Annotated in this window: 31 protein-coding genes; 18 read left to right on the plus strand and 13 right to left on the minus strand. The window is 58.8% G+C overall.

Annotated features, from left to right (window positions below; translation table 11 throughout):
• The 3 genes from CBW22_RS26530 to fumA form a co-directional block, all read left to right on the plus strand.
• Positions 1–199, plus strand: a 199-nt coding sequence (locus CBW22_RS26530) for a hypothetical protein (protein WP_217899533.1), incomplete at its 5' end; no start/stop codon positions are given.
• A gap of 148 nt (positions 200–347) precedes the next feature.
• Positions 348–1,859, plus strand: coding sequence for an anion permease (locus tag CBW22_RS20345; protein WP_088517692.1), 1,512 nt, complete (start codon positions 348–350; stop codon positions 1,857–1,859).
• Between the two features lie 164 nt (positions 1,860–2,023).
• A complete protein-coding gene (gene fumA / locus CBW22_RS20350; protein WP_058776502.1) occupies positions 2,024–3,667 on the plus strand; it encodes a class I fumarate hydratase FumA in 1,644 nt (547 codons plus the stop codon).
• 71 nt (positions 3,668–3,738) lie between these two features.
• Here the strand turns inward: fumA and CBW22_RS26400 are convergent, their stop codons facing one another.
• Positions 3,739–3,903 carry a hypothetical protein gene (locus tag CBW22_RS26400; RefSeq protein ID WP_021506344.1) on the minus strand — a complete coding sequence of 55 codons (165 nt, stop codon included), beginning with the start codon at positions 3,901–3,903 and terminating at the stop codon, positions 3,739–3,741.
• A gap of 167 nt (positions 3,904–4,070) precedes the next feature.
• Positions 4,071–5,591, minus strand: a complete 1,521-nt coding sequence (gene exaC, locus CBW22_RS20355) for an acetaldehyde dehydrogenase ExaC (protein WP_088517693.1) — start codon at positions 5,589–5,591, stop codon at positions 4,071–4,073.
• Between the two features lie 272 nt (positions 5,592–5,863).
• On the opposite strand from exaC, the gene CBW22_RS20360 reads away from it, so the two are divergent.
• Positions 5,864–6,427 (plus strand): class I SAM-dependent methyltransferase, encoded by a 564-nt coding sequence (locus CBW22_RS20360; RefSeq protein ID WP_021506346.1) that lies wholly within the window; start codon positions 5,864–5,866, stop codon positions 6,425–6,427.
• On the opposite strand, the gene CBW22_RS20365 is transcribed toward CBW22_RS20360, so the two are convergent.
• Entirely contained in the window at positions 6,415–7,128 is a 714-nt protein-coding gene (locus tag CBW22_RS20365) for a glutamine amidotransferase (protein WP_088517694.1), read from the minus strand. The genes CBW22_RS20360 and CBW22_RS20365 overlap by 13 nt on opposite strands.
• A 186-nt stretch (positions 7,129–7,314) precedes the next feature.
• Here CBW22_RS20365 and CBW22_RS20370 point away from each other — a divergent pair, with 186 nt between their 5' ends.
• On the plus strand, positions 7,315–8,199 hold the full coding sequence (locus CBW22_RS20370; RefSeq protein WP_088517714.1) for a DMT family transporter: 885 nt from the start codon (positions 7,315–7,317) through the stop codon (positions 8,197–8,199).
• A gap of 46 nt (positions 8,200–8,245) precedes the next feature.
• Entirely contained in the window at positions 8,246–9,607 is a 1,362-nt protein-coding gene (locus CBW22_RS20375; RefSeq protein WP_088517695.1) for a CoA transferase, read from the plus strand.
• Between the two features lie 4 nt (positions 9,608–9,611).
• On the opposite strand, the gene CBW22_RS20380 is transcribed toward CBW22_RS20375, so the two are convergent.
• The 3 genes from CBW22_RS20380 to ghrA are packed head-to-tail and all read right to left on the minus strand — an operon-like array spanning position 9,612 to position 11,892.
• Positions 9,612–10,169 (minus strand): TorD/DmsD family molecular chaperone, encoded by a 558-nt coding sequence (locus tag CBW22_RS20380; protein WP_021506350.1) that lies wholly within the window; start codon positions 10,167–10,169, stop codon positions 9,612–9,614.
• Between the two features lie 27 nt (positions 10,170–10,196).
• Complete coding sequence (locus CBW22_RS20385) at positions 10,197–10,934, minus strand: phosphatase (protein WP_021506351.1); 738 nt, start codon at positions 10,932–10,934, stop codon at positions 10,197–10,199.
• A gap of 19 nt (positions 10,935–10,953) precedes the next feature.
• Positions 10,954–11,892: a glyoxylate/hydroxypyruvate reductase GhrA gene (ghrA, locus tag CBW22_RS20390; RefSeq protein ID WP_088517696.1), complete on the minus strand. Its 939-nt coding sequence runs from the start codon at positions 11,890–11,892 to the stop codon at positions 10,954–10,956.
• A gap of 206 nt (positions 11,893–12,098) precedes the next feature.
• Between ghrA and treA the strand changes: the two genes are divergently transcribed.
• Both treA and CBW22_RS20400 read left to right on the plus strand, forming a co-directional pair.
• Positions 12,099–13,775: an alpha,alpha-trehalase TreA gene (gene treA, locus CBW22_RS20395; protein ID WP_088517697.1), complete on the plus strand. Its 1,677-nt coding sequence runs from the start codon at positions 12,099–12,101 to the stop codon at positions 13,773–13,775.
• A gap of 245 nt (positions 13,776–14,020) precedes the next feature.
• A complete protein-coding gene (locus CBW22_RS20400; protein WP_088517698.1) occupies positions 14,021–16,117 on the plus strand; it encodes a TonB-dependent siderophore receptor in 2,097 nt (698 codons plus the stop codon).
• 62 nt (positions 16,118–16,179) lie between these two features.
• Here CBW22_RS20400 and CBW22_RS20405 read toward each other — a convergent pair whose 3' ends face one another.
• Positions 16,180–16,428, minus strand: coding sequence for a GlsB/YeaQ/YmgE family stress response membrane protein (locus CBW22_RS20405; RefSeq protein WP_021506355.1), 249 nt, complete (start codon positions 16,426–16,428; stop codon positions 16,180–16,182).
• Positions 16,429–16,612: 184 nt separating this feature from the next.
• Here CBW22_RS20405 and CBW22_RS20410 point away from each other — a divergent pair, with 184 nt between their 5' ends.
• Complete coding sequence (locus CBW22_RS20410; RefSeq protein WP_058757616.1) at positions 16,613–17,347, plus strand: flagellar brake protein; 735 nt, start codon at positions 16,613–16,615, stop codon at positions 17,345–17,347.
• Positions 17,348–17,436: 89 nt separating this feature from the next.
• Positions 17,437–18,564, plus strand: coding sequence for a mechanosensitive ion channel family protein (locus CBW22_RS20415; RefSeq protein WP_088517699.1), 1,128 nt, complete (start codon positions 17,437–17,439; stop codon positions 18,562–18,564).
• A 15-nt stretch (positions 18,565–18,579) separates the two neighbouring features.
• On the opposite strand, the gene emtA is transcribed toward CBW22_RS20415, so the two are convergent.
• Entirely contained in the window at positions 18,580–19,209 is a 630-nt protein-coding gene (gene emtA / locus CBW22_RS20420; protein ID WP_072208977.1) for a membrane-bound lytic murein transglycosylase EmtA, read from the minus strand.
• Positions 19,210–19,372: 163 nt separating this feature from the next.
• On the opposite strand from emtA, the gene ldcA reads away from it, so the two are divergent.
• Both ldcA and CBW22_RS20430 read left to right on the plus strand, forming a co-directional pair.
• Positions 19,373–20,296: a muramoyltetrapeptide carboxypeptidase gene (gene ldcA, locus CBW22_RS20425; protein ID WP_058776494.1), complete on the plus strand. Its 924-nt coding sequence runs from the start codon at positions 19,373–19,375 to the stop codon at positions 20,294–20,296.
• Between the two features lie 23 nt (positions 20,297–20,319).
• On the plus strand, positions 20,320–20,982 hold the full coding sequence (locus tag CBW22_RS20430) for an MBL fold metallo-hydrolase (protein WP_088517700.1): 663 nt from the start codon (positions 20,320–20,322) through the stop codon (positions 20,980–20,982).
• On the opposite strand, the gene CBW22_RS20435 is transcribed toward CBW22_RS20430, so the two are convergent.
• Both CBW22_RS20435 and CBW22_RS20440 read right to left on the minus strand, forming a co-directional pair.
• On the minus strand, positions 20,983–21,396 hold the full coding sequence (locus CBW22_RS20435; RefSeq protein ID WP_088517701.1) for a GNAT family N-acetyltransferase: 414 nt from the start codon (positions 21,394–21,396) through the stop codon (positions 20,983–20,985).
• A gap of 21 nt (positions 21,397–21,417) precedes the next feature.
• Entirely contained in the window at positions 21,418–21,801 is a 384-nt protein-coding gene (locus tag CBW22_RS20440; protein ID WP_058780734.1) for a hypothetical protein, read from the minus strand.
• Positions 21,802–22,018: 217 nt separating this feature from the next.
• On the opposite strand from CBW22_RS20440, the gene CBW22_RS20445 reads away from it, so the two are divergent.
• Positions 22,019–22,375: a DUF4186 domain-containing protein gene (locus tag CBW22_RS20445; protein WP_010617204.1), complete on the plus strand. Its 357-nt coding sequence runs from the start codon at positions 22,019–22,021 to the stop codon at positions 22,373–22,375.
• 18 nt (positions 22,376–22,393) lie between these two features.
• Here CBW22_RS20445 and CBW22_RS20450 read toward each other — a convergent pair whose 3' ends face one another.
• Positions 22,394–22,573 carry a hypothetical protein gene (locus tag CBW22_RS20450; protein WP_031279245.1) on the minus strand — a complete coding sequence of 60 codons (180 nt, stop codon included), beginning with the start codon at positions 22,571–22,573 and terminating at the stop codon, positions 22,394–22,396.
• Between the two features lie 203 nt (positions 22,574–22,776).
• On the opposite strand from CBW22_RS20450, the gene CBW22_RS20455 reads away from it, so the two are divergent.
• Together CBW22_RS20455 and CBW22_RS20460 are read left to right on the plus strand one after the other, a co-directional pair.
• A complete protein-coding gene (locus CBW22_RS20455) occupies positions 22,777–23,106 on the plus strand; it encodes a hypothetical protein (protein WP_088517702.1) in 330 nt (109 codons plus the stop codon).
• 61 nt (positions 23,107–23,167) lie between these two features.
• Positions 23,168–23,716 carry a hypothetical protein gene (locus CBW22_RS20460; protein WP_058769856.1) on the plus strand — a complete coding sequence of 183 codons (549 nt, stop codon included), beginning with the start codon at positions 23,168–23,170 and terminating at the stop codon, positions 23,714–23,716.
• A gap of 24 nt (positions 23,717–23,740) precedes the next feature.
• Here CBW22_RS20460 and CBW22_RS20465 read toward each other — a convergent pair whose 3' ends face one another.
• On the minus strand, positions 23,741–23,947 hold the full coding sequence (locus CBW22_RS20465; protein WP_058769647.1) for a DUF2767 family protein: 207 nt from the start codon (positions 23,945–23,947) through the stop codon (positions 23,741–23,743).
• Positions 23,948–24,127: 180 nt separating this feature from the next.
• On the opposite strand from CBW22_RS20465, the gene CBW22_RS20470 reads away from it, so the two are divergent.
• Entirely contained in the window at positions 24,128–24,376 is a 249-nt protein-coding gene (locus tag CBW22_RS20470) for a DUF883 family protein (protein ID WP_021506368.1), read from the plus strand.
• 332 nt (positions 24,377–24,708) lie between these two features.
• Here the strand turns inward: CBW22_RS20470 and CBW22_RS20475 are convergent, their stop codons facing one another.
• Positions 24,709–24,906, minus strand: coding sequence for a DUF6404 family protein (locus CBW22_RS20475; protein ID WP_088517703.1), 198 nt, complete (start codon positions 24,904–24,906; stop codon positions 24,709–24,711).
• 267 nt (positions 24,907–25,173) lie between these two features.
• Between CBW22_RS20475 and CBW22_RS20480 the strand changes: the two genes are divergently transcribed.
• Together CBW22_RS20480 and CBW22_RS20485 are read left to right on the plus strand one after the other, a co-directional pair.
• Positions 25,174–25,356 (plus strand): type II toxin-antitoxin system HicA family toxin, encoded by a 183-nt coding sequence (locus tag CBW22_RS20480; RefSeq protein WP_058757609.1) that lies wholly within the window; start codon positions 25,174–25,176, stop codon positions 25,354–25,356.
• Positions 25,357–25,395: 39 nt separating this feature from the next.
• Positions 25,396–25,788 carry a type II toxin-antitoxin system HicB family antitoxin gene (locus tag CBW22_RS20485; RefSeq protein ID WP_088517715.1) on the plus strand — a complete coding sequence of 131 codons (393 nt, stop codon included), beginning with the start codon at positions 25,396–25,398 and terminating at the stop codon, positions 25,786–25,788.
• Positions 25,789–25,837: the final 49 nt, after the last annotated feature.

The following is a 25,837-nucleotide window of genomic DNA, read 5'->3' on the forward strand; positions in this document are numbered from 1 at the left end:
ATATCAAAGAGATAAAAAGCACCTTTCGCCCGATTCTGGCGGTATTTTTGCCGTTCCGTTCACTTTTAACACATATTTTACACCTGTTGGTTCATTTATTACGGCGCAAAACGTTAAAACAAAAAACCCGCTAATAAATTTATTGATCCAGATCAAAATAGATATTTTAATTAATCGCATCATAGCGTCATTCAATTGATAATTCGCGAAGCAAAATTGCAATAACGAAGATTCATGTAAAAGACACTTTAAAACGTCCCGGTTGATCTGCTACAAGCGTTTCGTAACTAAAAAAATCAACCCGACCGGGCCGTCAATCGCATTCCCATAACTTGCAGACCAAAACTATGAATACACAAACAACCCAGAGTGAACCCCTAAAGGCGCCACCTGCCGCACCGAGGAAAAAGAACCGGCTCGTCATGTTGTGCCTGCCGATCGTGGTTGCCGTGCTGTTGCTGTTGGTACCTACCCCTGCCGGGCTGGAGCCGTACGCATGGCACTTCTTCGCCATCTTCGTCGGGGTGATTGTCGGCCTGATCTTCGAACCGCTGCCGGGCGCGGTCATCGGCCTGACCGGCGTGGTGATCATCGCGCTGTTCAGCCAGTACGTGCTGTTCAGCCCGGCAGAACTGGCCGATCCGAAGTTCAAAACGGCCGGACAGGCGTTTAAATGGGCGGTGAGCGGCTTCGGCAACTCCACCGTGTGGCTGATTTTCGGCGCCTTTATGTTTGCCGCCGGCTACGATAAAACCCAGTTTGGTCGCCGCCTGGCGCTGATTCTGGTGAAATATCTCGGCCGTCGCAGCCTGACGCTCGGCTATGCCATCACCTTTGCCGACCTGCTGCTGGCACCGTTTACGCCATCCAACACCGCGCGCAGCGGCGGGACGATCTATCCCATCATTGCCAACCTGCCGCCGCTGTACGGTTCTAAACCTAACGACCCAAGCGCACGCAAAATTGGTTCTTACCTGATGTGGGTTGCTATCACCGCCGCCTGTATCACCAGCTCAATGTTCCTCTCCGCGCTGGCCCCTAACCTGCTGGCGCTGGCGCTGGTAAAAAGCGTGGTTGGCTTTGATATCTCGTGGGGCATGTGGTTCCTCGCCTTCCTGCCGCTGGGTATCCTGCTGATTCTCACCATGCCGCTGCTGGCTTACTGGCTCTATCCACCAGAAGTGAAAGTGAATGACGAAGTGCCACGCTGGGCCAAAGCCGAGCTGGAGAAACTGGGTCCGCTGTCGCGCAATGAAATTCTGCTGCTGGTGTTCGTGGTCGCTGCGCTGATGATGTGGATCTTCGCCACTGCGTGGATTGAACCGGCGATGGCCGCCCTGCTGGTTATCGTGCTGATGCTGTGGACCGGCGTGCTGAACTGGAACGACATCACCAGCAACAAAGCCGCCTGGAACACCTTTGCCTGGTTTGCCACGCTGGTCGCGCTGGCTGATGGACTGGCGCGCGTAGGCTTCATCGCCTGGCTGGGTAAAGAAGGTGCGCTGCTGCTGCACGGCTACGACCCGCAGGTTTCCGCGGTGGTACTGCTGGTCGCCTTCTACCTGCTGCACTATCTGTTCGCCAGCACCACGGCGCACACCACCGCCCTGCTGCCTGCCATGCTGACCATTGCCGCCTCGATTCCGGGCATCAACATGCCGGTGTTCTGCCTGATGATGTGTACCTCACTGGGTGTGATGGGCATTATCACCCCGTACGGCACAGGCCCAAGCCCGATTTACTACGGTAGCGGCTACCTGCCAACCAAAGACTACTGGCGTCTCGGTACCATCTTTGGTGCCCTGTTCCTGGTGGCGCTGATGGTCATTGCCTACCCGTGGATGGTGATGATGTTCTGATGATGTTGCTTTGATGTTAAAAACGCAGCCGCGTAATAGCGGTAAAGTGGTATGATACTCGCCAGTCAGCTCTTGCCGCGGACTGGCGAGAGAAAATCGAATAACAGATCGCCTAATTTGTCGCCCGTCATGCTGGCGGGCAACACGAAGCTAAGTGAGCCAACATGTCGAACAAACCCTTCTACTACCAGAATCCCTTTCCTCTCGCCAAAGATGATACCGAGTACTATCTGCTGAGCAGCGACCATGTTTCGGTGGCCAACTTTGACGGCGAAGAAGTCCTGAAAGTCGACCCGAAAGCGCTGACGCTGCTGGCACAGCAGGCGTTTCACGATGCCTCTTTTATGCTGCGCGCCTCACATCAGCAACAGGTGGCGTCGATTCTGGCGGACGATGAAGCCAGCCAGAACGACAAATACGTGGCGCTGCAGTTCCTGCGCAACTCGGAAATCGCCGCCAAAGGCGTGCTGCCGACCTGCCAGGACACCGGTACCGCCATCATCATGGGTAAAAAAGGCCAGCGCGTCTGGACCGGCGGCGGCGATGAAGCCGCGCTGTCTCAGGGCGTTTACAACACCTTTATCGAAGATAACCTGCGCTACTCGCAGAATGCGCCGCTCGATATGTACAAAGAGGTCAACACCGGCACCAACCTGCCGGCGCAGATCGATCTCTACAGCGTTGACGGCGACGAATACAAATTCCTGTGCATCGCCAAAGGTGGCGGTTCTGCTAACAAAACCTATCTGTATCAGGAAACCAAAGCGCTGATCACACCAGCGAAGCTGAAAAACTACCTGATCGATAAAATGATGTCGCTCGGTACGGCGGCCTGTCCGCCATACCACATTGCGTTTGTCATCGGCGGCACTTCCGCTGAGAGCACGCTGAAAACCGTTAAGCTGGCGTCAACCCACTATTACGATTCGCTGCCGACCGAAGGCAACGAACACGGTCAGGCGTTCCGTGACGTGCAACTGGAACAGGAACTGCTGGAAGCCTCGCAGAAACTCGGCCTCGGCGCGCAGTTTGGCGGTAAGTATTTTGCTCACGATATCCGCGTGGTGCGTCTGCCGCGTCACGGCGCATCCTGCCCGGTGGGCATGGGCGTTTCCTGCTCGGCTGACCGTAACATCAAAGCCAAAATTAACCGCGAAGGCATCTGGATCGAGAAGCTGGAAGACAATCCAGGCCGCTATATCCCGGAAGCGCTGCGTCAGCAGGGTGAAGGCGAAGTGGTCAGCGTCGATCTCAATCGCCCAATGAGCGAGATCCTCGCCCAGCTCTCCGCTTACCCGGTAGCAACGCGTCTGTCGCTGAACGGCACCATCATCGTGGCGCGTGATATTGCGCACGCCAAACTGAAAGAGCGCATCGACAACGGCGAAGGTCTGCCGCAGTACATCAAAGATCACCCGGTGTACTATGCGGGCCCGGCGAAAACGCCGGAAGGTTACGCGTCCGGTTCACTCGGTCCGACCACCGCCGGCCGCATGGACTCCTACGTCGATCTGCTGCAGGCTAACGGCGGCAGCATGGTGATGCTGGCCAAAGGTAACCGCAGCCAGCAGGTCACGGATGCCTGCCATAAACACGGCGGCTTCTATCTGGGCAGTATTGGCGGCCCGGCGGCGGTGCTGGCGCAGCAAAGCATTAAGAGTCTGGAGTGCGTGGAGTATGCCGAACTGGGCATGGAAGCGATCTGGAAAATTGAAGTGGAGAACTTCCCGGCGTTCATCCTGGTGGATGACAAAGGCAACGACTTCTTCCAGCAGATCCACAACCAGTGTGCTGCCTGCGTGAAATAAGCCGGCCAGCAATAAAAAAATCCGCGGCGTAAAAGCTGCGGATTTTTTTTGTCTGCCAGACCCTGCGGCGTTCACACACCGCGCAACTGCACGTCCAGCAACAGATCGGCATCGTCGTCGTTCTGGCCAATCACGTAGATCGCCTGGCGGCCCGGCAGATTTACGGTAATGATATTCTCTTCGACCGCATCCAGCACTTCGTCGTGCTGCTCCTGAAAGTGGTACAGGGTGTTCATCTTCTCTCCTTAAAAATGGTGCGTTACTGTATAAACTCACGTCTCTTAATATCGACAAGACGCGTCTTAATAACAGGGGGAATAATCTGTTTTTTCTGTCAGCACTGTGACAGGGCTGTGTGACGTTGCCATGAAGGCGGCAGCGGCGCGCACCGCTGCCGGTTAAATCAGAAAAAGCCGAGAGGTTGCGTACTGTAGCTGACCAGCAAATTTTTGGTCTGCTGATAGTGATCGAGCATCATTTTGTGGGTTTCACGGCCAATACCGGATTTTTTATAGCCGCCAAATGCGGCGTGCGCCGGGTAGAGGTGATAGCAGTTGGTCCAGACGCGACCGGCTTTAATCGCGCGACCTACGCGGTAAGCACGGTTAATATCGCGCGTCCACACGCCCGCACCGAGGCCGTAAATCGAATCGTTGGCGATGGCAATCGCTTCCGCTTCGTCTTTAAAGGTCAGCACGCCGACCACCGGTCCGAAAATCTCCTCCTGGAAGACGCGCATGCTGTTATCACCTTTCAGCAGCGTCGGCTGAATGTAGTAACCGCTGGCAAACGCTTCACCGATTTTCTCCACCCCGCCGCCGTGCAGCACCTGCGCGCCCTCCTGCTGCGCAATCTCCAGGTAAGAGAGAATTTTGTCGAACTGCTGCTGCGACGCCTGCGCGCCGATCATGGTCTCGGTATCGAGCGGATCGCCACGCTTAATGGTCTGAATGCGCTTCATCACCGCCGCCATAAACGGCTCAAAAATCGACTCCTGCACCAGCGCGCGTGACGGACAGGTACAGACTTCACCCTGATTAAGGAAGCCCAGCACCACGCCTTCGGCCGCTTTTTCGATGAAGCTCTCCTCCGCCTGCATGATGTCTTCGAAGAAAATGTTGGGCGACTTGCCACCCAGCTCGACGGTGGACGGGATCAGGCTTTTTGCCGCCAGCTCAAGAATGTGGCCGCCGGTGGCGGTCGATCCGGTAAAGGCGATCTTGGCAATACCCGGATGCGAAGCCAGCGCCTCGCCGGCCTCTTTGCCGTAGCCGTGCACCACGTTAATCACGCCCGGCGGCACCAGGTCTTTAATCAGCTCCATCAACAGGGTTATGGAGAGCGGCGTCTGTTCGGCGGGCTTCAGCACCACGCAGTTACCGGCACCCAGCGCCGGCGCCAGTTTCCATGCTGCCATCAGCAGCGGGAAGTTCCACGGGATAATTTGTCCGACAACCCCAAGCGGCTCATGAAAGTGGTAGGCGGCGGTGAACTCGTCGATCTCTGCCGCGGTGCCTTCCTGGGCGCGCACGCAGCCGGCAAAGTAGCGGAAGTGGTCAACCGCCAGCGGCAAATCAGCCGCCAGGGTTTCACGCACCGGCTTACCGTTATCCCAGGTTTCATTGACCGCGATGGCTTCCAGATTGGCTTCCAGCCGGTCGGCAATTTTCAGCAGCAGCAGCGAACGCGCCTGCGGCGAGGTTTTGCCCCATGCGTCCGCAGCGGCCTGTGCGGCGGCGACGGCGTTGTCGATATCCTTTTTATCCGAGCGCGGGAATTCGCCGATGGTCGAGCCGTTGATCGGCGTGGTGTTAACAAAATAGTTACCGTTCACCGGCGGAACAAATTCGCCGTTGATGAAGTTGCCATAACGCGATTGCAGATGGATGAGAGAACCGGTTTCTCCCGGAGCAGCGTAACGCATGGTGTTTCTCCTTGCGGGACAGAGTGGCGATTAACAACATTTAAACTTGTTATTAACATTGAGCGAACAATGCCAGCCTGTCAGATCGCTCAGCGGGAAACTGTGACCGCATCGAAGGAAAAGAGGGCATTAAGAAACGGCCCTGCCGTCACGCCATAACCTGCGCCTGTCGCAGACAGATAATTCCGAGTTTGGCCATAAGCGTGATGAAAAGCGGAACATGTGCGATTTGTGCGGTCAATATGAAGCAGACCCGTGAACAGGAGAACAAGATGCTGGCTTCAGCCCTGATGGTAATGCGCGCCAAAGCGAACTTCGTTCAGCAATTTATCCGCAATCCGCGCAAAATGGGCAGCATCACGCCCTCTTCAGCTGCCCTGTGTCGCGCCATGTGTGAAACGGTAAACTGGGAGCACAGCCTGCGCATTGCCGAGCTGGGCGCCGGCGACGGCGTGCTGACCCGTCATCTGCTGGCACATATGGCACCGCAGGCGCAGCTGGATGTGTTTGAAATCAGTCCCGAGCTGGTAAAAGGGTTACGCCGCTGGAACGATGCGCGCATGCAGGTGCGCGCCTGCTCTGCAGAGTATCTGTCCGGGGAGTACGATGTGATTTTTTCCGGCCTGCCGCTGCTGTCGCTGCCGCCCGCAACGCGCGACGCCATTCTCAGCGCGGTGCATGAAGGACTGGGGCCGCGCGGCGTGTTTGTCCAGTTTCAATACACCTCGCTGACCCAGCCCAGCCTGTCACGCTACTTCACCTGGCAGCGCCAGCGGGTGCTGAAGAATATGCCACCCGCGTGGGTTTATCGCTGCACGCGGCATTACGCGCCCTGAGCCTGCGCCTGCGGGCGCGTTTGCTGCCAGAAACGCTGCAGCAGCTCGCGCGCCCAGTCTTCGCCTGACAGCTGCGCGCCATCATCGCTAACGCCGGAAGGCAGACAGGCGGTCATGATGTTATGGTCGAACTCCGGATGGAACTGCACTGACAGCGCCTGCGGCGAATAGCGCAGGATCTGACAACCATCCAGCGCTGAACGCGCCAGCACCTGTGCCTGCGGCGGCGGTATCAGCACCGACTGGCGGTGCGACAACCACGCCGGGAAGGCCTCTGGCAACTGTGCCAGCCACGGATCGCGATGCGGAGTGCGCGTCAGGGTTTTCAGCCCGCGCTCCCAGCCGTTGGGGTTATCGCCCACTTTACCGCCCAGCGCATAGGCCATCAGCTGATGACCATAGCAAACGCCGAGCAGCGGCAGTTGCGCGTCGATGGCCGCACGAATCCAGGCGGCGGTGCGCTCGCTCCAGTCGGCGTGATCGGTCACCATCGCCCACGAACCGCTGAAAATCGCACCGCTGATGCCAGAGAAAGCCGGCAGCTCTTCCCCGAGATGCGGCCGCACAATGACATAATCATCCGGCTGTAGCGCCAGGGCTTCAATAAACCATTGTGGTTGTTCACCAATTTTTGCCACCACCTGCGGCGGCGGCGTTTCGAGTTGAATCAGAGCAAGGGGTAAGGTGCGGATCTGTGTCATGCCGAATACGGTCCTCAAATGATCGTGTTTCGGACATCCACTCTGACAGTAAATTTGCCCCCTGTCCTGGATTTTTCGGCATAAGTTAATGCCATTACGAAAAAAAGCGTCGCCCACGTGCGCCAACCGATCGCCTTCGTGCCATCATTAGACGGTGACAACATCGATAAAACAAAGGACAGCAGCGTGGCGGTGCGGCATTTTTTTCTGGTTCTGATGGTGGTGTGCATCTGGGCGTTTAATAACGTGGCGATAAAGTGGGGATTGCTGGAGCTTCCGCCGCTGTTTCTGACCTGGATGCGCTTTGTGGTGGTGGCTATCGTGCTGGTGCCGTTTTGCCGCATCACGCGCGCCCAGCTGCCGTGGCTGCTGACGCTGGCGTTTAACTTTGGCTTCATGCACTTTTCGCTGCTGTTTGTCGGCATGCGCTATACCGATGCCGGCACCGGCGCCATTGTGGTCCAGCTGGGCACGCCGATTGCCATGCTGCTGGCGATGGTGGTGCTGAAAGAGAAACTGCGGCTGGTGCAGCTGTGCGGTATCGCCATCTCGCTGGCCGGGGTGGTGGTGCTCTCCGGCAGCCCGACAATTCCGGCGTGGTGGGTGCTGTGTATTCTGCTGTGCAGCGCCACCGGCTGGGCGGTGAGCAATATGATTGTGAAAAAGTCACCGCCGATTAAACCGCTGACGCTTACCGGCTGGATCTCCTTCCTTGCGGTGCCGATTGTCGGCGCGGCCTCGTGGCTGACCGAATCGCAGCAGTTTACCGCGCTGAGCCACGCCGGCTGGCGCGGCTGGTTTGGCATCCTGTACAGCGCCCTCGCCTCGTCAATTGTCGCCTACACGCTGTGGTACGCGCTGCTGAAAAAATATAACGTCAACCTGATCATGCCCTACTCGCTGCTGACGCCGGTGCTGGCGGTACTGATGGGCGTGCTGGTGCTGGGCGACAGCATGAACAGCTTCAAAATTCTGGGTGCGTCGCTGGTGGTGCTGGGGACGGCGATTGCGGTGATTAACCTGCGTAACCTGCGCATGCATGCCCGCTTTCCGCGCCTGCGCCGCCGCTGATCCACTCTGCTATGCTTGAAGCTTGCGTGTTTTCCGGAGGTTTAGCATGGATTCTCAACGCGCTGCCGCATTGTGGCAGCAACTGTGGCAGGGATTGCGGGGTGCGGAACACGCGCCAACGATCCACTTTCTTCAGACCGACAGCTTTCCCTCGGCTTTTGCCGTTAGCGAACTCGCCGCCACCAGCATCGGCCTCGCCAGCCAGGCGCTGAGCGATCTGCTGGAGCGCCCGGCCCCGGTCAGCGTTAACGTCCGGCTGGCCTCGCGCTGGTTTCAGCACAGCCTGACGCCGCTGAACCGTCCGCCAGGCGCCCAGTGGGATGCGCTGGCCGGTGACTATCCGTGCGAGGATGGCTGGATCCGCCTGCACACCAACGCACCGCATCATCGCGCCGCCATGGCACGCGTGCTGGGCGAGCACGCCGATCGGTCATCGCTGGCGGCGGGGGTGGCACGCTGGCAGGGACATGCGCTGGAGCAGGCCGTGGTCGACGCCGGCGGCTGTGCCGCCTGGATGCGCAGCGCACAGCAGTGGCAGCAGCACGCGCAGGGGCTGGCGGTAAGCGAAGAAGCGCTGATTGCCCAACGGGCAACCGCCGAAGCGCCCACGCCGGGCTGGGCGCTGCTGCCGGCGCGACCGCTGCTGGGCGTGCGGGTGCTGGATCTGACGCGCATCATTGCCGGACCGGTAGCGACCCGCTTTCTGGCCAGCCTCGGCGCGCAGGTACTGCGCATCGATCCGCCCGACTGGCGTGAACCGACGCTGGAAGAGGAGATCAACTGCGGCAAACGCTGCGCGCAGCTGGATATCAAAACCCGCGCCGGGCGCGATCGGCTGATTACGCTGCTACAGCATGCGGATGTGCTGGTGCACGGCTACCGCGCGGACGCACTGGAAAAGCTGGGGCTGGATGCGGAGAGCCGTCAGCGGCTGGCGCCGGGGCTGGTGGATGTCAGCCTCAACGCCTGGGGCTGGCACGGGCCGTGGCGCAACCGGCGCGGTTTTGACAGCCTGGTGCAGATGGCCTGTGGCATCGCCGAACAGGGTATGCGCTGGCAGGCAGGCGTTAAACCGACGCCGCTGCCGGTGCAGGCGCTGGATCACGCCACCGGCTATATGATGGCGGCCGCGGTGCTGGAAGGATTACGCCAGCGCCGCGTTAACGGCACCGGCTGGCAGGCGCGTTTGTCGCTGGCGCGTACCGCGCTGCTGCTTCAGAAGCACGGCGCAGCGCCACAAGGCGAACAGCGTGGCATTACGCCGCAGCCGCACGATGCGCTGAGCGCGCTGGAGATCAATCGCTGGGGGATTGGCGAGCGCCTGCGCGCCGCGGCTTATCTGCCCGGTACGCCGATGCTGTGCGCGGCACCGGCGCAACTGCCCGGCAGCAGCCATCCCTGCTGGTGACGACTCAGGCGTCGTCACCCTCTTCACGCAGTTCGTCATACATCGCCTGAATCGCCTCACGGCTCAGCGCCGCCAGCGTGCGATAAAACGCGGTGGTGGCGTGGGCTTCCACTTTACCGAGGAAGGCGCCGCACCACGGCAGCAGGTAGTCATCGAACAGCGCCAGCTGGGCCGCCGCCTCATCTTCCGCAGACTGATCTTCCAGCCAGGAGGCCGCCAGCAGCAGCACGCCAAAGTGATCGGCCGGCGACTCGCTCAGTGGCATACCGCGTGAGGTTAAAAACGCCCGCACCTCGGCTTCCTGCGGTCCGTTCGGCCACTGTGAGGCGTACGGCGGTACGCTGCAGTCGCTGCCGACGAACAGCGCGTTGTAATCCGCCGCCAGCGCCTGCGGATCGCTATTCTGCTGCAGCCGGGTCAGCAGTTCATCCTGCTCCAGCGGCCACTGATCTTTCAGTTTGCCTTCGCGCAGCAGGGTGAACAGCGGCACCAGCAGCGGGTCCTGCGGCTGGCGATTAAACAGCGAGCCGATGACGCGGCAGAGAATGGAAAACTCATTCATGCAACAGAATTCCTTGAGGCAAAAAAGTTAAAAGTCGGCAAATTCCGCAATGTGTTTGCCGGTGCGCTGTTCGAGAAAGTCGAGCAGGCGACGCGGCGTGACATTTAACACGCGATCCTGCGGAAAATCCACTTCGCGCGTAATACGCAGGCAGTGTTCGAAATCACCGAGGGTAAAGGCGGTGTGCGAATCGGAGCCAAACGCCAGCCGGCCACCGGCGTCACGCACCGCTTCCGCAATCGCGCGGCAGTTAGGTTCACTGCCCGGACGCGAATGGGTGAACGACGAGTTGTTGATCTCCAGCGCCACATCGTAGTGCGCGGCGGCTTCCGCGATGGCGCGAATATCCACCGGGAATTTTGGGTTGCCCGGATGGCTGATGATGTGCACCAGTCCGCTGGCCATGGTGGCGATCATCGCTTCAGTGTGGTGAGCCTTGTCGCGCGGTGCGTAGACCGGCTCATGGAAGCCGGCGACGATCAGATCCAGCGCATCCAGCATCGGCCCGCTGCAATCAATCTCACCCTGCTGATTTTTGATGTTGGCTTCAATGCCGCGCAGCACGCCGACGCCGTCAATCACGCGCGGCCAGATGCGCATATTGACAAAATGCCAGTAGTGCGGCGCATCGGCCATGTCCGGACCGTGATCGGTAATGGCGAACAGCTTCAGGCCGTTCTGTTTCGCCTGCGCGACGTAATCGTGCAGCGTGCTGTACGCATGGGTGCTGGCCACGGTGTGCATATGTAAATCGACGGGATACATCCTCTTCTCCTCTGCTGAATTAATAGCCGCGCTGGCGATCGACCAGACCGCGCGGCTGTTGGCCCTGCTCCAGTGCCGTGATGGCACCGGCGATATAGTCCATCGCCTCATGCGGCAAGGTGGTGGCGGCATTATGCGGGGTAATCATGACACGCGGATGAGACCACAGCGGACTCGCGGCCGGCAGCGGCTCCACCTGGAATACGTCCAGCGCGGCGGCGGCCAGCTGACCGCTCTCCAGCGCCGCCAGCAGATCGGCCTCTACCACGTGCGCACCGCGCGCGAGGTTGAGGAAACAGGCGCCGCGCGGTAGCGCGCTGAGAAAGGCGCCATCGATCAGGTTGCTGGTTTCCGGCGTGGCGGGCAGCAAATCAATCAGTATCTGCGTGCCGGCAAGAAATTCCGTTAGCTGCGCGCGGCCGTGAAAGGTACTGACACCGGCAATCTGCTTCGGCGAGCGGCTCCAGCAGCGCAGCGGGAAGCCCCACTGCTGCAGGCTCTCCAGTACGCTGCGGCCGAGCACGCCGGCCCCCAGCACGCCAATGGTAAAATTAGCACGTTCGCGGTCCGGCAGCGGCTGCCATAGCGCCTGTCGCTGCTGCTGGTGATAGTCGGCGAAGCGGCGGAACCAGCCCAGCACGCACCAGTTCGCATACTCCTGCATCTGGCGTGCCATGCCGGTGTCTTCCAGCCGGTAGAGCGGCACCGCATCAGCCAGCATCTCAGGGTGCGTGCGCAGCTGCCGCAAAATTTCGTCCACGCCGGCCCCCATGGCGAATACGCCACGCAGCGCCCGTCCCGCCAGCATCTCCACCGGCGGCGATCGCACAATGGCGTAGTCGGCAGGCGCACTGTCGCCCGGCTGCCACTGGCGGATGCGCACCGCCGGCAGTCGCTGGCGCATGCCGTCCAGCCACGGCTGCGGATTCAGTGACGGGTGATACCAGATGATCTCCATACTGCTCTCCTTTTTTTCTTTCAGCCTCAGTCAAATAGCGGCGCAGGGCAAGTAAAAACCCGCGCGGCACCGCAATTTTCCGGCGATTAATCGCGAAGGCTTCACATTTCCGCCGCTGCAAAAGGCTAAGCGGCGCGTTAACGTCTAAAGTTGTTCGGGTGGTCAATGCGTTAGCGCACCACCTTTTCGGACAAGGAGAAAAACCGATGATAAAAAATGTAGTGTTTACGCCTGCGCGTCTTACCCTGTTGCTCAGCGCGGCGCTGCTGAGCGCGTCTGCTGTGCACGCTGAGGATAACAGCCGCATGCTCAGCGCCCAGCCGCAGCCGCCGGATGTGCGACTCGGCCCACTATTCAGTGCCGTGCAGCAGGCCAGATTTTATCCGGACCAGAAAACCTTTGCCGATGCGGTCCCCAAATATGACCCGGCGTCGATTCTCGCCGACTGGCAGATGCAGAAAAATCAGCGTAATTTCGATCTCAGGCGCTTCGTGGACACCAACTTCATCCTGCCCAAAGCGCAGGATAAATACGTGCCGCCCGCCGGCCAGAGCCTGCGCGCGCACATTAATGGCCTGTGGCCGGTGCTGACGCGCAGCACGCCAACGGCCAGCCAGTACGATTCGCTGCTGCCACTGCCGAAACCGTACGTGGTGCCGGGCGGGCGTTTCCGCGAAGTCTATTACTGGGACAGCTACTTCACCATGCTCGGGCTGGCAGAGAGCGGCCACTGGGATCGGGTGCAGGATATGGTGGACAACTTCGCCAGCGAGCTGGACAAGTACGGCCACATCCCTAACGGTAACCGCAGCTATTATCTCAGCCGCTCGCAGCCGCCGTTCTTCAGCCTGATGGTGGATTTGCTGGCCAGCCACAAGGGAGATGATGTCTACCGCCAGTATCTGCCACAGCTGCAAAAAGAGTATGACTACTGGATGGCGGACAGCGACAAGGTGGCTGCCGGCCAGGCGAGCAAGCGCGTGGTGAAACTGAGCGACGGCACCCTGCTCAATCGCTACTGGGATGACCGTGACGTGCCGCGCACCGAATCCTGGCTGGACGATGTCAACACCGCGAAAAAAGCGCCTGAGCGCAATAAACAGCAGGTGTATCGCGATCTGCGCGCGGGCGCCGCCTCGGGCTGGGACTTCAGCTCACGCTGGTTCACCGATGCGCACAATCTGGCCTCGATTCGCACCACCCAGCTGGCCCCGGTGGACCTCAACAGCCTGCTGTTCCACCTGGAGCAGACGCTGGCGAAAGCCGCGAAGCTGGCAAAGCAGAATGACAAAGCGCAGCAGTTTGCGGTGGATGCAGAGAAGCGCCAGGCTGCGATCAATCGTTACCTGTGGGATGACAAACAGGGCTGGTATGCCGACTACGATGTCCAGAAAAAGCAGGTGCACAATCAGCTCACCGCCGCCACGCTGTTCCCGCTGTATATGCAGCTGGCGGGCGACAAACAGGCGGAACGCACCGCTGCCGCCGTGGAAAAACAGCTGCTGAAACCGGGCGGGCTGGTCACCACGACGGTAAACAACGGCCAGCAGTGGGATGCGCCTAACGGCTGGGCCCCGCTGCAGTGGGTAGCGGTCGAAGGTCTGGAGCACTACAAGCAGAACCAGCTGGCACAGCAGATCGGTCAGCGCTTCCTGCAAAATGTGCAGCAGACTTACGATCGCGAGCACAAGCTGGTTGAGAAGTATGTGGTCGACGGCGCCCAGCTGGGCGGTGGTGGCGGCGGCGAGTATCCGCTGCAGGACGGTTTTGGCTGGACCAACGGCGTAACGCTGAAGCTGCTGGATAAGTATTGTCCGAAAGATAAAACCTGTAACAGCACGCGCGACATCCCCTCAATGCCGACGCTAAACGCGGCGAAATAACCCTGAAGTCAGGTGCGCCGCCGTGCGCACCTGCTTCTCAGGCCCGATGCCACAGCCAGGCGATGACCACGCCCGGTGCTGCGGCATCCCCCCTGCGCATCACACTTTTCCATTACTTATCTTTTACATCTTGAAACACCCCTTACTAAAAGATAATAATTCTCAATATTAAAATGACTCTTTTTCTCATCATTAACCGCCGCGCTGGTGTGGTGCGGCTTTTGTTCTCAGCCAAAGGAATCATTATGACCGCGCTGTTCCCCCTCAACCGTGGCCGACTGCTGTGCGCGCTGGCGCTGGCGTTTCCGGCACTCGGCGTAGCCGAACCCTCTCTGGTGGTCACCGCACAGCCGCAGGAGAGCGCCACCTCGCCTACGGCGGGCTATCTCGCCACCCGCAGCGGCGCCACGAAAAGCGATCGTCCACTCGTCACCACGCCGCAGTCCATTTCTGTGGTGACGCGTCAGCAGATTGACGATCAGGGCGCGCAGGATCTGAACCAGGCGCTGGGCTATACCCCGGGGGTTTTCACCAACTTTGGTGGCGCGGCCACGCGTTACGACACCATTTCGCTGCGCGGTTTCCACGGCGGTGACGTCGACAACACCTTCCTTGACGGTCTGCGCGTGATGAGCGACGGCGGCAGCTTCAACATCCTGCAGGTGGATAACTGGTTCCTTGACCGCATCGACGTAATTAAAGGCCCCTCTTCTGCCCTTTATGGTCAGACGGTGCCGGGCGGGCTGGTGAACATGGTCACGAAGCGGCCGCAGTTTGCTTCACAGGGCCATTTACGCTTCGCCACCGGCAGCAATGCCAGCAACAGCGCCGCCTTTGATTACACCGACGCAATTAACGATCAATGGGCGTACCGCCTGACCGGCATCACGCGCAACAGCGATACCCAGTACGACCACACACGCGAAGAGAAATACGCGCTGTCACCCCAGCTGCTGTGGCAGCCGGATGAAGACACCAGCCTGCTGCTGCGTGCTTATCTGGAAAAAGATCCCTCAGGCGGCTATCACGGCTCGGTGCCGGCGGAAGGCACGCTGTACAGCCACAATGGCCGCTGGCTGAGCGACGGCTTTTATGAGGGCGACAGCGCGCTGGATCAGTTCAAACGTCATGAGCAGATTTACGGCTACGACTTCTCGCACCGTTTCGATGAGGTATGGTCGGTGCACAGTACCGGCAGCTACAGCCATTCCAGCGTGGCGCTCGACCAGGTGTACCAGATTGGCTGGAACAGCGACAATCCGGACCTGCTCAACCGCTACTACTCCGGTGAGCGCTCTTCGCTCAGCGCGTGGGCGACCGATAACCAGCTGCAGGCGGAGTTTGCCAGCGGTGCGCTGCAGCATCGCGTCACGCTCGGCGCGGAGTATCACCGCTACAAAAATGATCTGAGCGACGCCAGCGGCGCTGCCTCACCGCTGAATGCCTGGACCGGCGAGGCCATCGGCAGCCAGCCGGATTACCTCTGGACAGCGCAGACGCGCCGCTACTATCAGAGCGGCCTCTATCTGCAGGATGAGATGGCGTGGCAGCGCTGGCATCTGGATTTGTCTGGTCGCTATGACCGCATCGTGTCAGAGAATGGCAATAGTCGTCGTCAGGACGATCACGTCAGCGGCCGCGCCGCGCTGCTGTACGCCTTTGATAATGGCGTGTCGCCGTACGTGAGCTGGAGCCAGGCGATTACCCCGGCTTCGCTGACCGATCCCGACGGGAATCAGCTGAAACCGACCACCTCAGAACAGTATGAAGCCGGGGTGAAATACCAGCCGAACGGCACGCGCGATCTCTACAGCGTGGCCCTGTACGATCTGACGCAGAACGATGTGGCCAACCGTAACGTGCAGGACGGCACCTATACCCCGTCTGGCAAAGTGCATGCGCAGGGCATTGAACTGGAGGCGCGCAGCCAGCTGACCGAACGGTTCAGCACCATTGCCGGTTATACGCTCAACCATCTGCGCTTTAAGGATTCCGTGGACGGCAACGATGGCCATACGCCGTACGTCACGCCAAATAGCATGGCGTCGCTGTGGGGGCATTATCAGTTTGATTACGGCCTGAGCGCGGGTGCCGGGGTGCGCTATATTGGCCGCCAGTGGGCCGATAACGAAAACACCACCCGTTTGCCGTCGGTGACCCTGTTTGACGCCTCGCTGCGCGCCGATCTGGGCGCGTGGCAGTCGAGCCTGAAAGGTGCCTGGCTGCAGCTGAATGCCCGCAATCTGACGGATAAAAAGTATCTGGCAGCCTGCTACGGCACCGGTTACTGCTATCGCGGCGCGGAGCGGACGCTGACCGCCACAATCGGCTACGATTTCTGACGAAATAAAAAAATCCGCAGCCCCGGACGGGACTGCGGATCTTGTTGAATCGTGATTTGGCGTCAGCTGCGGACTTTACGGTAGATCCACAGCACCACAATGGCACCGATCACCGCGACCACAAAGCTGCCAAAGTTGAAGCCGTCGACCCGGCCAAAGCCGAACAGGGTACTGATCCAGCCGCCCACCACCGCACCGACAATCCCGAGTACCACGGTCAAAATAAATCCGCCGCCATCTTTACCTGGCATGATCCATTTAGCGATAATCCCGGCAATCAGACCAAAAATAATCCATGAAAGAATACCCATTTGCTGCTCCTTACGTTATGAATCAAGGTGTTCATCGCGCTAAGTATAGCCGGGAATTTTTTCTCTGCTACATCAACATCATGATGAATTCGTTCACGCCGGCTAAAGCTTTTACCGCCCCGGTCGATAACCGACGAAGAGCAGTGGCACTCGTAAAATAGCAATCGGACAGGTGGAGCAGGACGTGAAAGACGCCGATAAAGAACAATATCTCAAGCGCGGTACGCTAGCGGTGTTGAACGTGATGAAGGATTTGTTGCGTTATCAAACCCTGCTGATGGTCAATTTCTCCCGTGGTCAGTTCATCAGCCGGCTGCTGGCCGCGGATGAAGATCGGGTGATTTTTGATCTCGGCAGCAACGCGCTGGACAATGATTTGGCACTGCAGGGTGGCGAAGTGAATATTGCGGCCGAAACCCACGGTGCCAAAGTGGAGTTTGGGCTGCAGGGATTAACCCGCATCGATTATGACGGCCTGCCCGCCTTTGCCGCCGCGCTGCCCGACCTGGTGTGGCAGATTCAGCGCCGGGAATTCTTTCGCGTCAACGCGCCGCTCGAACCGGTATTTTACTGCCACAGCCAGTGGCCGGACGGCAGCACCGCGCGCTTTCGCCTGCAGGATTTGTCGCTCGGCGGCGTCGGCGTATTGCTGGATGAGGCGCTGCCGGAAGGTCTTAACCGTGGCGATACCTTCAAAAAGCTGCGCGTTGAGCTGGGCGAGTATGGCCAGTTCGAAGTGACCGCACAGCTGCTGCACATCGGCGAGCGCAGCACCGTGACCAGCAAGAACGAAACCCGCATCACGCCGCGGCTCAGCTTCCGTTTTACCGCCATCGAACCGGTGCAGGAGCGTCAGCTGCAGCAGGTGATTTTTGCGCTGGAGCGGCTGGCGCGCGACAAGGCCAATCGCTTCCAGTAAACCGCCGGCGTCCCGCGCGACGCCAGCGTAGTCTATGCTTTCTCCTTGCACATTCTTTTCACCGGCTCCCAGCAAGGAGATTCTCCCCAATGGAAAACTGGCTTTCTGCCCATCGTTTACAACTTATCTTTCTCAATCAAAACTTCTGGATTAATAGCGCCATCATTGTGTTCGGCACGCTGATTGTTTACTGGCTGCTGCGCACCGTCATTCGTTTTGTCTCTAACCGCATCGCCCACTACAGCGAACAGCGCCACGTGCGCTTCACTGGCATTCTGGTGGAGATTCTGCGCAGCACCAGTCAGCTGCTGCTGCTGATCTTCTCGCTGCTGATCACGCTGAAATTTGTCGATCTGCCGGACAGCTGGAGCGTCGCCATCGCCCACGGCTGGTTCCTGGCGCTGATTCTGCAGCTCACGCTGTGGATCGACGGCGGCATTCGCCTGTGGCTGCACTCGTTGCTGCGCGATCCGCTGCACGTGCGCAATCCGGTCACCACGGTGATCCTCGGTATTCTGCTGCGCGTCGTGGTGTGGGTGATGATGCTGCTGGCGATCCTCTCCAATATGGGGATCAATATCACCGCGCTGGTGGCCAGCCTCGGCGTCGGCGGTATCGCCATCGCGCTGGCGATTCAGACGGTGCTGAGCGATGTGTTCGCTTCGCTGGCGATTGGCTTCGATAAGCCCTTTGAGCACGGCGACTTTATTGTGTTCGGCGACATCGCTGGCTCCATTGAGCACATTGGCCTGAAAACCACCCGGCTGCGCAGTCTCGGCGGCGAACAGATTGTCTGCTCCAACACCATTCTGCTGCAGCAAACCATCCACAACTACAAACGCATGCAGCAGCGACGCATCGTGTTTAAGTTCGGGATTAATTACGGCACGCCGGCGGAGAAAGTGCGGCAGATTGGCGGCATGGTGCAACGCATTATTGAAGGCGTGCCGGACACGCGTTTTGATCGCGCCCATTTCCTGTCGTTTGACGAATCGCAGCTGACGTTTGAGGTGGTCTATTTTGTGCTGAGCGCCGATTACAACAAATACATGGACATTCAGCAGGAGATTAACCTGCAACTGATGGCGCAGCTGGAGCAGAAACAGATTCGTTTCGCCTTCCCGATGCGCCGCGTGGAGTTCACCGGCGGCGTGCTGCCGCGCATTAACCTCAGCGATGCCTCAAATGAGGCTGCGGCAGAGCGCGCACAGCACTGAGCCCCGCCAGCGGCATTAGCCGATGGTGCGATAGGCGGTGGTGACTTTCCACAGGTAGCGCGGCGCCTGGGCGGCCGGATGCTTGTTCTGCACGTGCTGGTAGAACTCATCCGGCGTCATGGCGTTGATCATTGCAATGGCGCGATCGCGGTCGCGCGAGAAGGTGCGCAGCAGCGCGCCGGCACCGTTGGCATAGGAAACAATGGTGGCATAGCGCAGCGTCAGCGGATCGCGAATGCCCGCCAATGCGGAATCCTGCAGAATCCGGATATAGGCCGCGCCGATATCAATATTTTTCGCCGGGTCGCGCAGCTCGGAGTTACTCGGCTGGCCGTGGCGTCCCTGTGCGCGATACACCTCGCGTCCGGCGGTGGCGGCTTTGATCTGCATCAGCCCGACCGCGTTAGAACGGCTTACCACGGTTGGGTTGCCCCCGGATTCGACACTAATAATGGCGCTGATCAGCTTCTCATCAACGCCATAATGACTGGCGGCATCTTCGGTAAACAGTGACCATGCATCATTCACTTTCGACGGCGGCGCCTGGGTTAATGGCGTATTCTTCTCCGGCGTCACCGGTTTTTCCGGCTCGCTGGCACAGCCAGCCAGCAGCAAAGCAGACAGCATAAGTAGTCGAATTTTCACTGATTTTCGGTTCCGCTATAGGATTGGCGCAAGCTATCATAACCATGACGGTAAAAGGTAAAATTACCGTTTATCCTAAATACGTAAAAAACCTTGTGCTACCGTGACTTCGGTAACGCATTTCGTCATCATCGGCAGGCCAACAGACAGCAGGATGGAAGTTATGCTCGCCCCTCGTTCAATACGCCTCATCGCCCCTTCCGGTTATTGTCACAATCAGGACGCCGCCCGGCGCGCGGTGGAGCGCCTGCAGGCGGAAGGCCATCAGTTGCAAAACCCGGAAGCCATTACGCGCCGCTGGCAGCGTTTTGCCGGCGATGACGCGCAGCGCCTGCAGGATGTGAATGCACTGGCGTCGCTGGCGTCGCTGCCGGATATCGTACTGGCGGTGCGCGGCGGCTATGGTGCCTCACGCCTGCTCGATCACCTCGACTATGTGGCGCTGCAGCGTCGCCTGCTTAATCAGCCTGTCGCGCTATGCGGCCACAGTGATTTCACCGCTATTCAGCTGGCGCTGCTGGCGCAAACCGGGCTAATCACCTTCAGCGGACCGATGCTGGCCGGCAATTTTGGCGCGGAGGCTTTATCTGAATTTACCGTCAGCCACTTTTGGCAGGCGCTAACATCTCCTACAGTCAATCTGGCGTGGCACAGCGCCAGTCCGGATCGCGGCCGCTGGCAGGGCACGCTGTGGGGCGGCAATCTGGCGATGATCTGCTCCCTGATTGGCACGCCGTGGCTGCCGCAGATTGAAGACGGCATTCTGGTGATCGAGGATGTGAATGAGCATCCGTTTCGCATTGAGCGTATGCTAATTCAGCTGCAGCAGAGCGGTATTCTGGCGCGCCAGCGCGCCATTGTCACCGGCAGCTTCACCAGCACCGCCCTGTCCGATTACGACAACGGCTTTGATTTCGCCACGGTGTGGCAGCGGTTGCGTGACGAGTACCAGATTGCAGTGATCAGCGATCTGCCGTTTGGCCATGATGCCGATACCGTGACGCTGCCGCTCGGCGCCAGCGCCACGCTTGAGATTGACCAGGGCGCCGCGCGGTTAGCCTTTACCGGCCATCCGACGTTGCGCTGACGTGTTGCCGCAGGAGACCGCTATTGAAGCCGCTGTACGAAGACTTGTGGATCTCCACGCCGGAATTTCCCGCCGAAGAGACGGCCAATGATTTAATGATGCACGGGTTTATGCTGCGCCATCCGCGCGGCAACCTGTTGATTGGCCGCGTTGAGCAGCTGCTGGATCATGAAGTGCTCGCGGACGCGGGCGGCGTGATTCGCCACTATTTTACCCACTGTCACGAAGCCGCGCCGGGCGCGCGGGCCATTCAGCAGCGCTTCAATAGTGCGCTGTATTGCCACAGCCGCTCGCTCGGCCCGGTGAGCCTGGTGATTGAGCCGGACGAAACCTTCACGCATCAGGACGTGCACTTTGGCGACTTTCACCTGCTGCCCACGCCGGGCCACACGCCGGGCAGCTGCAGCTACCTGTATCACTCACCGCTCGGCCAGACCTACCTGTTTGTCGGCGACACCCTGACGCGCGATTACCATCGCTGGATCAGCGTGCTGGTGCCGGACAGTAATCCTGCGGAGCTGCAGCAGTCGCTGGAGCTGTACCGCTCGCTGCGTCCGGATGTGGTGCTGATGAGCACCACGCGCGGGCATCTCTCCTGGGCGAAGGTCGATTTACAGAGCTGGCTGGCCGCGATTGATGAAGCGGAACAGTCGCCGCTGGATCTGCGCCAGCAGCCACTGCTGTGATTACAGCGTCTTGCTCAGATAGTGACGCTGATGTTCGCGAGGATAGTGATCAAGGCTAAAACGTAGCGTATAGCCAAGCTTTTCATAAAACGGCCGCGCCTGAAAGCTGGCGGTATCCACCTGCGCGTAACGGCAGCCGCGTGCGCGAGCTTCCTGTTCGGCAGCCTGAATCAGCTGGCTGCCGGCGCCCTGCCCGCGTAACCCATTGCTGACCCACAGCATATCAATACGTAACCAGTTGCCATAGGTTGAGCCCGTCAGACCCGCCAGCTTTTTCCCGGCGCCGTCTTTAATGAACACACCGATGGCTTTCATCTCATTGATGTCAATAAAGCGGCTATTGAAGGCGTTCAGGCCGAGGCGCATTTCATCCAGATCCTGATGCGTGACGCTATCCGTAACGCTTAATTGCATGGTCGGCTCCTTGTGGCGGCATTATGAAGAGGGGTGCTGGCGGTCGTCGTAGCGCTCCAGCGACAGAATATCAGCATCGCGTTTTTCCGTGCGGTTGCAGGGCAACAGCTTATCGCTGTCGGCGTAGACGAAAAAGGTTTCGCCGCTGTTTTTATTCACGATCAGCTGATCGCCATTGCGGAAACGGGTGATGGCGACCTTATCGCCGTCCTGCAGATGTGTGCGCTGCTGCCCGGCGGCAATCTGGAAATGCCGGGTTGGCCACATCAGCGTGCTGAGCCCGTAAGCGGCACGCGATACCGTCATGGTGGGGCGGCCCGGGCAGGTAATCTGGAATTCGCTTTCGCTCCACGCGGGGGCAATCTGGCAGGCCATCAGGAGCGCGGCAAGGGTTATCGCCTTCATGGGGTTCTCCACTGAGGTTAGATCATGATTTTACAGGAATTTAATTGGCCAGAGGGTAACATACAACCGCCGCCGGTGCGGTAATCTGCGACCGCGGGTCAGCCAGTGCGGGCAGGAAGAACGCCTCCACATCGCTGATTTTGTGAGGTTTTATGCGATCGGGATATCTTTGTAACGAGTTAAGTAAAATGCGCTAAGATCGCGTCAGGAGGATGTTATGCGAGATGAACAGGCATTATTCGCGCGGCTGGCGCAATCGCCGTTTCGCCGCCGCTTCCATTTAGGCGCGAAAGAGCGACAGTACTGTATTGAGAAAGGCCCGGCGGTGATCGACCAACACGCGGCCGATTTTATCCAGCAAAGACTGGCCGCAGCCGAACCAAAGAATGATGGTAAACAGACGCCAATGCGCGGCCATCCGGTATTTATCGCCCAGCACGCCACGGCAACCTGCTGCCGCGGCTGTCTGGCAAAATGGCATGGCATTGCTGCGCATCAGCCGTTAACGGCAGAGCAGCAGCAATATATGGTGCGGGTGATTCACCGCTGGCTGGTGGGTGAAATAAATGGTTAAGACCGGGATGGGATGGAGCTACTCTGCCGCGACCTGCGCGGCCACCAGCATCAGCGCCAGTCCGGCATCGTCTGGATCGAAACGCTGCATAACTTCATGGATCGCCGTCACGCAGTTCATCACCTGCTGTTTTTTGTCGGCGTCTAACTTATCAATCGCGTGCTGAAGAATCATTAAACTGGCTTCTTCTTCTCTCATGGATTTACCCTTGTTTTGCTTACCTGGTGCGCAACGCTGGCAAGAATAACGTTTATCTGCTAGCAAAGTCACCCCTTTACATGCTTACCGCTTAACGATTAAACAAATGGCAAATGGGCAGTGGCGTCAGACATGCTATGATCGGATCAGTGGCGCGCATCGTCAGGCCAGCATAAATCAGGGAATGCACCAGGAACAGGACCATGTTAAGACTCAGTTTTCTACTCACAGTTATCCTGCTGGCTGGCTGCAGCTCCACGCCGAAAGGCGTCGATTGCCCCGGCGAGGTCGCAACGCTCTATGGTCAGTCGCTGGGCCACACCGAAGGGCGCATTTTCGATTTGGTGAATTCGTTTTCGGTGGCGCGCGATGGCGTAACGCTGAGCAGCGGCGCACTGCACTCCACCGACCGTTTCCGCTATGTCCCTTCTGGCGTGACGCCGGAAGGCTTTTATGCACAGCGGCTAAGCGACAAGCAGTTCCGCCTGATCAACCCGGCGCGTAACACCATGATTACCTGGACGTGTCCATAAGCCGTGCGTGGCGCGCGCAGATGGTTTATTGTCAGCGTTTGTCATGCTGCGGACCTGCATTATGGAAAAGAGTCTGGACAATAACGGTTATATCGATTTCCCCTTTCCGGCCACCCGAGACGCGGATGGCTCGGTCAACCCTTGCGGTTTTGACCTGACGCTGGAAACCGATCGCATTGATGAGATCGCCGCCGGTAAACATTCTGAAAATTTGCGTCGTCTGCTGGAAGAGGTCAATCTGCAGGATGGCCTGTTTATGACGCTGGCCTGTGACTGGCAGCAGCGCGCAGATGGCGTGTGCGGCTTTCTCGATGTGGCGTTCCGCCCCACGCTGGACTGTAGCAGCGAAGAGACACAGAGCCTCGATCAGTTCTTTGAGATGTATCTGCGCCGCCAGGAGCAGCAGCACAGCATGCCGCGCGACGCGCTGGTCAACTATGCGCGCGCGGTGCTGGACTGGAGCTGGTCGCCGCTGCAGCAGCGCCATCGCCGCTATGAGAAGGTCACCATTCGCTATTACTGCCAGCAGGCGGACGATGCCGAATGGTGTTTTGATCATCTGCGCCACTTTCTGGTGAGCTGGTACCCGGCGTATCGCGGCCAGCAGTGAGGGCGTCCGCGTGACGCCCTGCGCTTAAGGCCGTACCAGACGAATCGCGTGCTCGAGCATACGCTGTTCATCGCGTTCGTCGTGGGCGCGATGGTGGCGCGTACGCTGCAGCAAACGGGCAATCTCCTCCCGTCTGGTTTCATGACCGCACTCGGAAAGGACAATCACCGCATCGCCAATCACCCGGCAAACTTCATCGTAATCGTCTTCATTCAGGATATCGCGTTTCATTTCTCCTCCGTTCAGTGAGCGCTGCGTGCGGTTGGCGCAGCTTGGCGTGGTCCTTACCAGGTATGGACAGCAATGCCGATTCCTGCAAACCACTGTTACATCCTGAAAAGCCACCAGGTTGCCGGTCTGCACTTCTCTGTCTACGCTGAAAGAGACATTCACCACTCTCAGGGAGTTAATATGACCGATAAAGCGGAAGCAAAATTGAATGAAGCGGCGGGTGCCGTACAGGAAAAATTTGGCGAGTTCACCGGTTCACGCCGCCATCAGGCACGCGGTGCCGCGCGACGCTATCCGGCGCAGGCCAGTTATGCAGTGCAGGATGCAGCAGACTGCGTGGTGAGATCGGTACGCGACAACCCGGCGACCGGGCTGGCTGTTGCCGCCAGCATCGGCGTGATTGTCGGTTTCCTGCTGGGCCGTAAATAATCCCCGGCAATCGGGGCCCGTGCGGCCCCGATACTCAATGCCGCTGCGGCACGCCGTCCCGTCGTTCCTGAATATGTTCATCCGGCGTCTCGGCGACATCTGCCGTACTGCTGTGCCCGGCCAGGTGGCGCCCATGCTGCCCCGCTATCACCACAGGCCCTACCGGTAATTGTGCACTGGCCGCCAGTGATAGCAGCAATAAAAACCACCCCGTCAGTAACGTTCTTCCCATCCTGCCCGCCTTACACGCTGATTAGTGAGCGCTCAGCTTGCCGGATGTCATGCAAATTAGCGTCAGCACGACGCAAAGCTATGTCGGCAGTTGTGAATAATCAGACCTGTGCGCGCCGCGCTTTGTAACGCGCCACCATGGTCATTAATGCCTGATAAATCAAACCGGCATACAGGCTCATGACAATCATCATGCCCGGCGTTTTGCCCTGTGCCTGCCAGGAAACAAACCACATGAAAATGCCCCACAGCAGGGAAAAAATCAGCCAGCCTTTTACAAACTTGATCACACCTTGCATAGCACCTCCGGATTGATGAAGGCTGAAGATAGCGGTTCAGCCAGCAAATGGCACGCGCGCCGGTGCCGGGATGTTAACTGTTTCAAAGTTTTACGCAAACCCCTATCGCAGCGGAAAAAACCGTGGAAAACAGCGCGCAGAACGCAGCATCAACGGGTGCCTGTCACGGCCGTCCCGGTTAGTTTGGCCATGACCCGCCGATGAGATGGCAGAGACCACCTTGCATCAGTGTGTATTGTGTGTATAATTTCACCTACAGGAAGTCCGATGAAGAGCGCGACGCTGATTAAACTGCTGCAAAAGAATGGCTGGAAGCTGGAGCGCATACGCGGCAGTCATCATCAGTTTTCGCATCCGGATTTTGCTCATCTGATCACCGTGCCGCATCCGCAAAAGGATATGAAGACAGGCACGCTGATGCAGATTCTGAAAGACGCCAGGCTGGATTGATCCATGCTGGTTTTATTCCGCTTGCTCAGAGGTGACATGATGCTGTTTCCCGCTTTGGTAGAGATTGACGCTGACGGCTCGGCCAGTGGTTATTTTCCGGATGTCACCGGCTGTTATTTTGCCGGTGATACGCCCGAGCAAACGCTGCAGGATGCGCAATCTGCGCTGCATGCCCACTTTGAACTGATGGCGGAGAAAGGCTTATTGATTCCGGAGCCGGCGCAGCACTGGCAGCAGGAATTTAGCCAGCCCGGCCTGTGGATCTACGTTGATATTGATGTCACCCGCTATCTGGGCAAATCCGAGCGCATCAATATCACTATGCCGCATCTGCTGATTGAGAAGATCGATAAGATGGTCAGTAATAACGCGCGCTACAGCAGCCGCAGCCATTTTCTTGCCGAGGCGGCACGCAAAGCGCTGGTCTCGTAGCAACACTATTGCGCACGCGTCGCTTATCGTCCGTGGCCGCTTTATGTTT

The organism is Pantoea sp. VS1 (genome assembly GCF_002207995.1).
Classification (GTDB): Bacteria; Pseudomonadota; Gammaproteobacteria; order Enterobacterales; family Enterobacteriaceae; genus Pantoea; species Pantoea dispersa.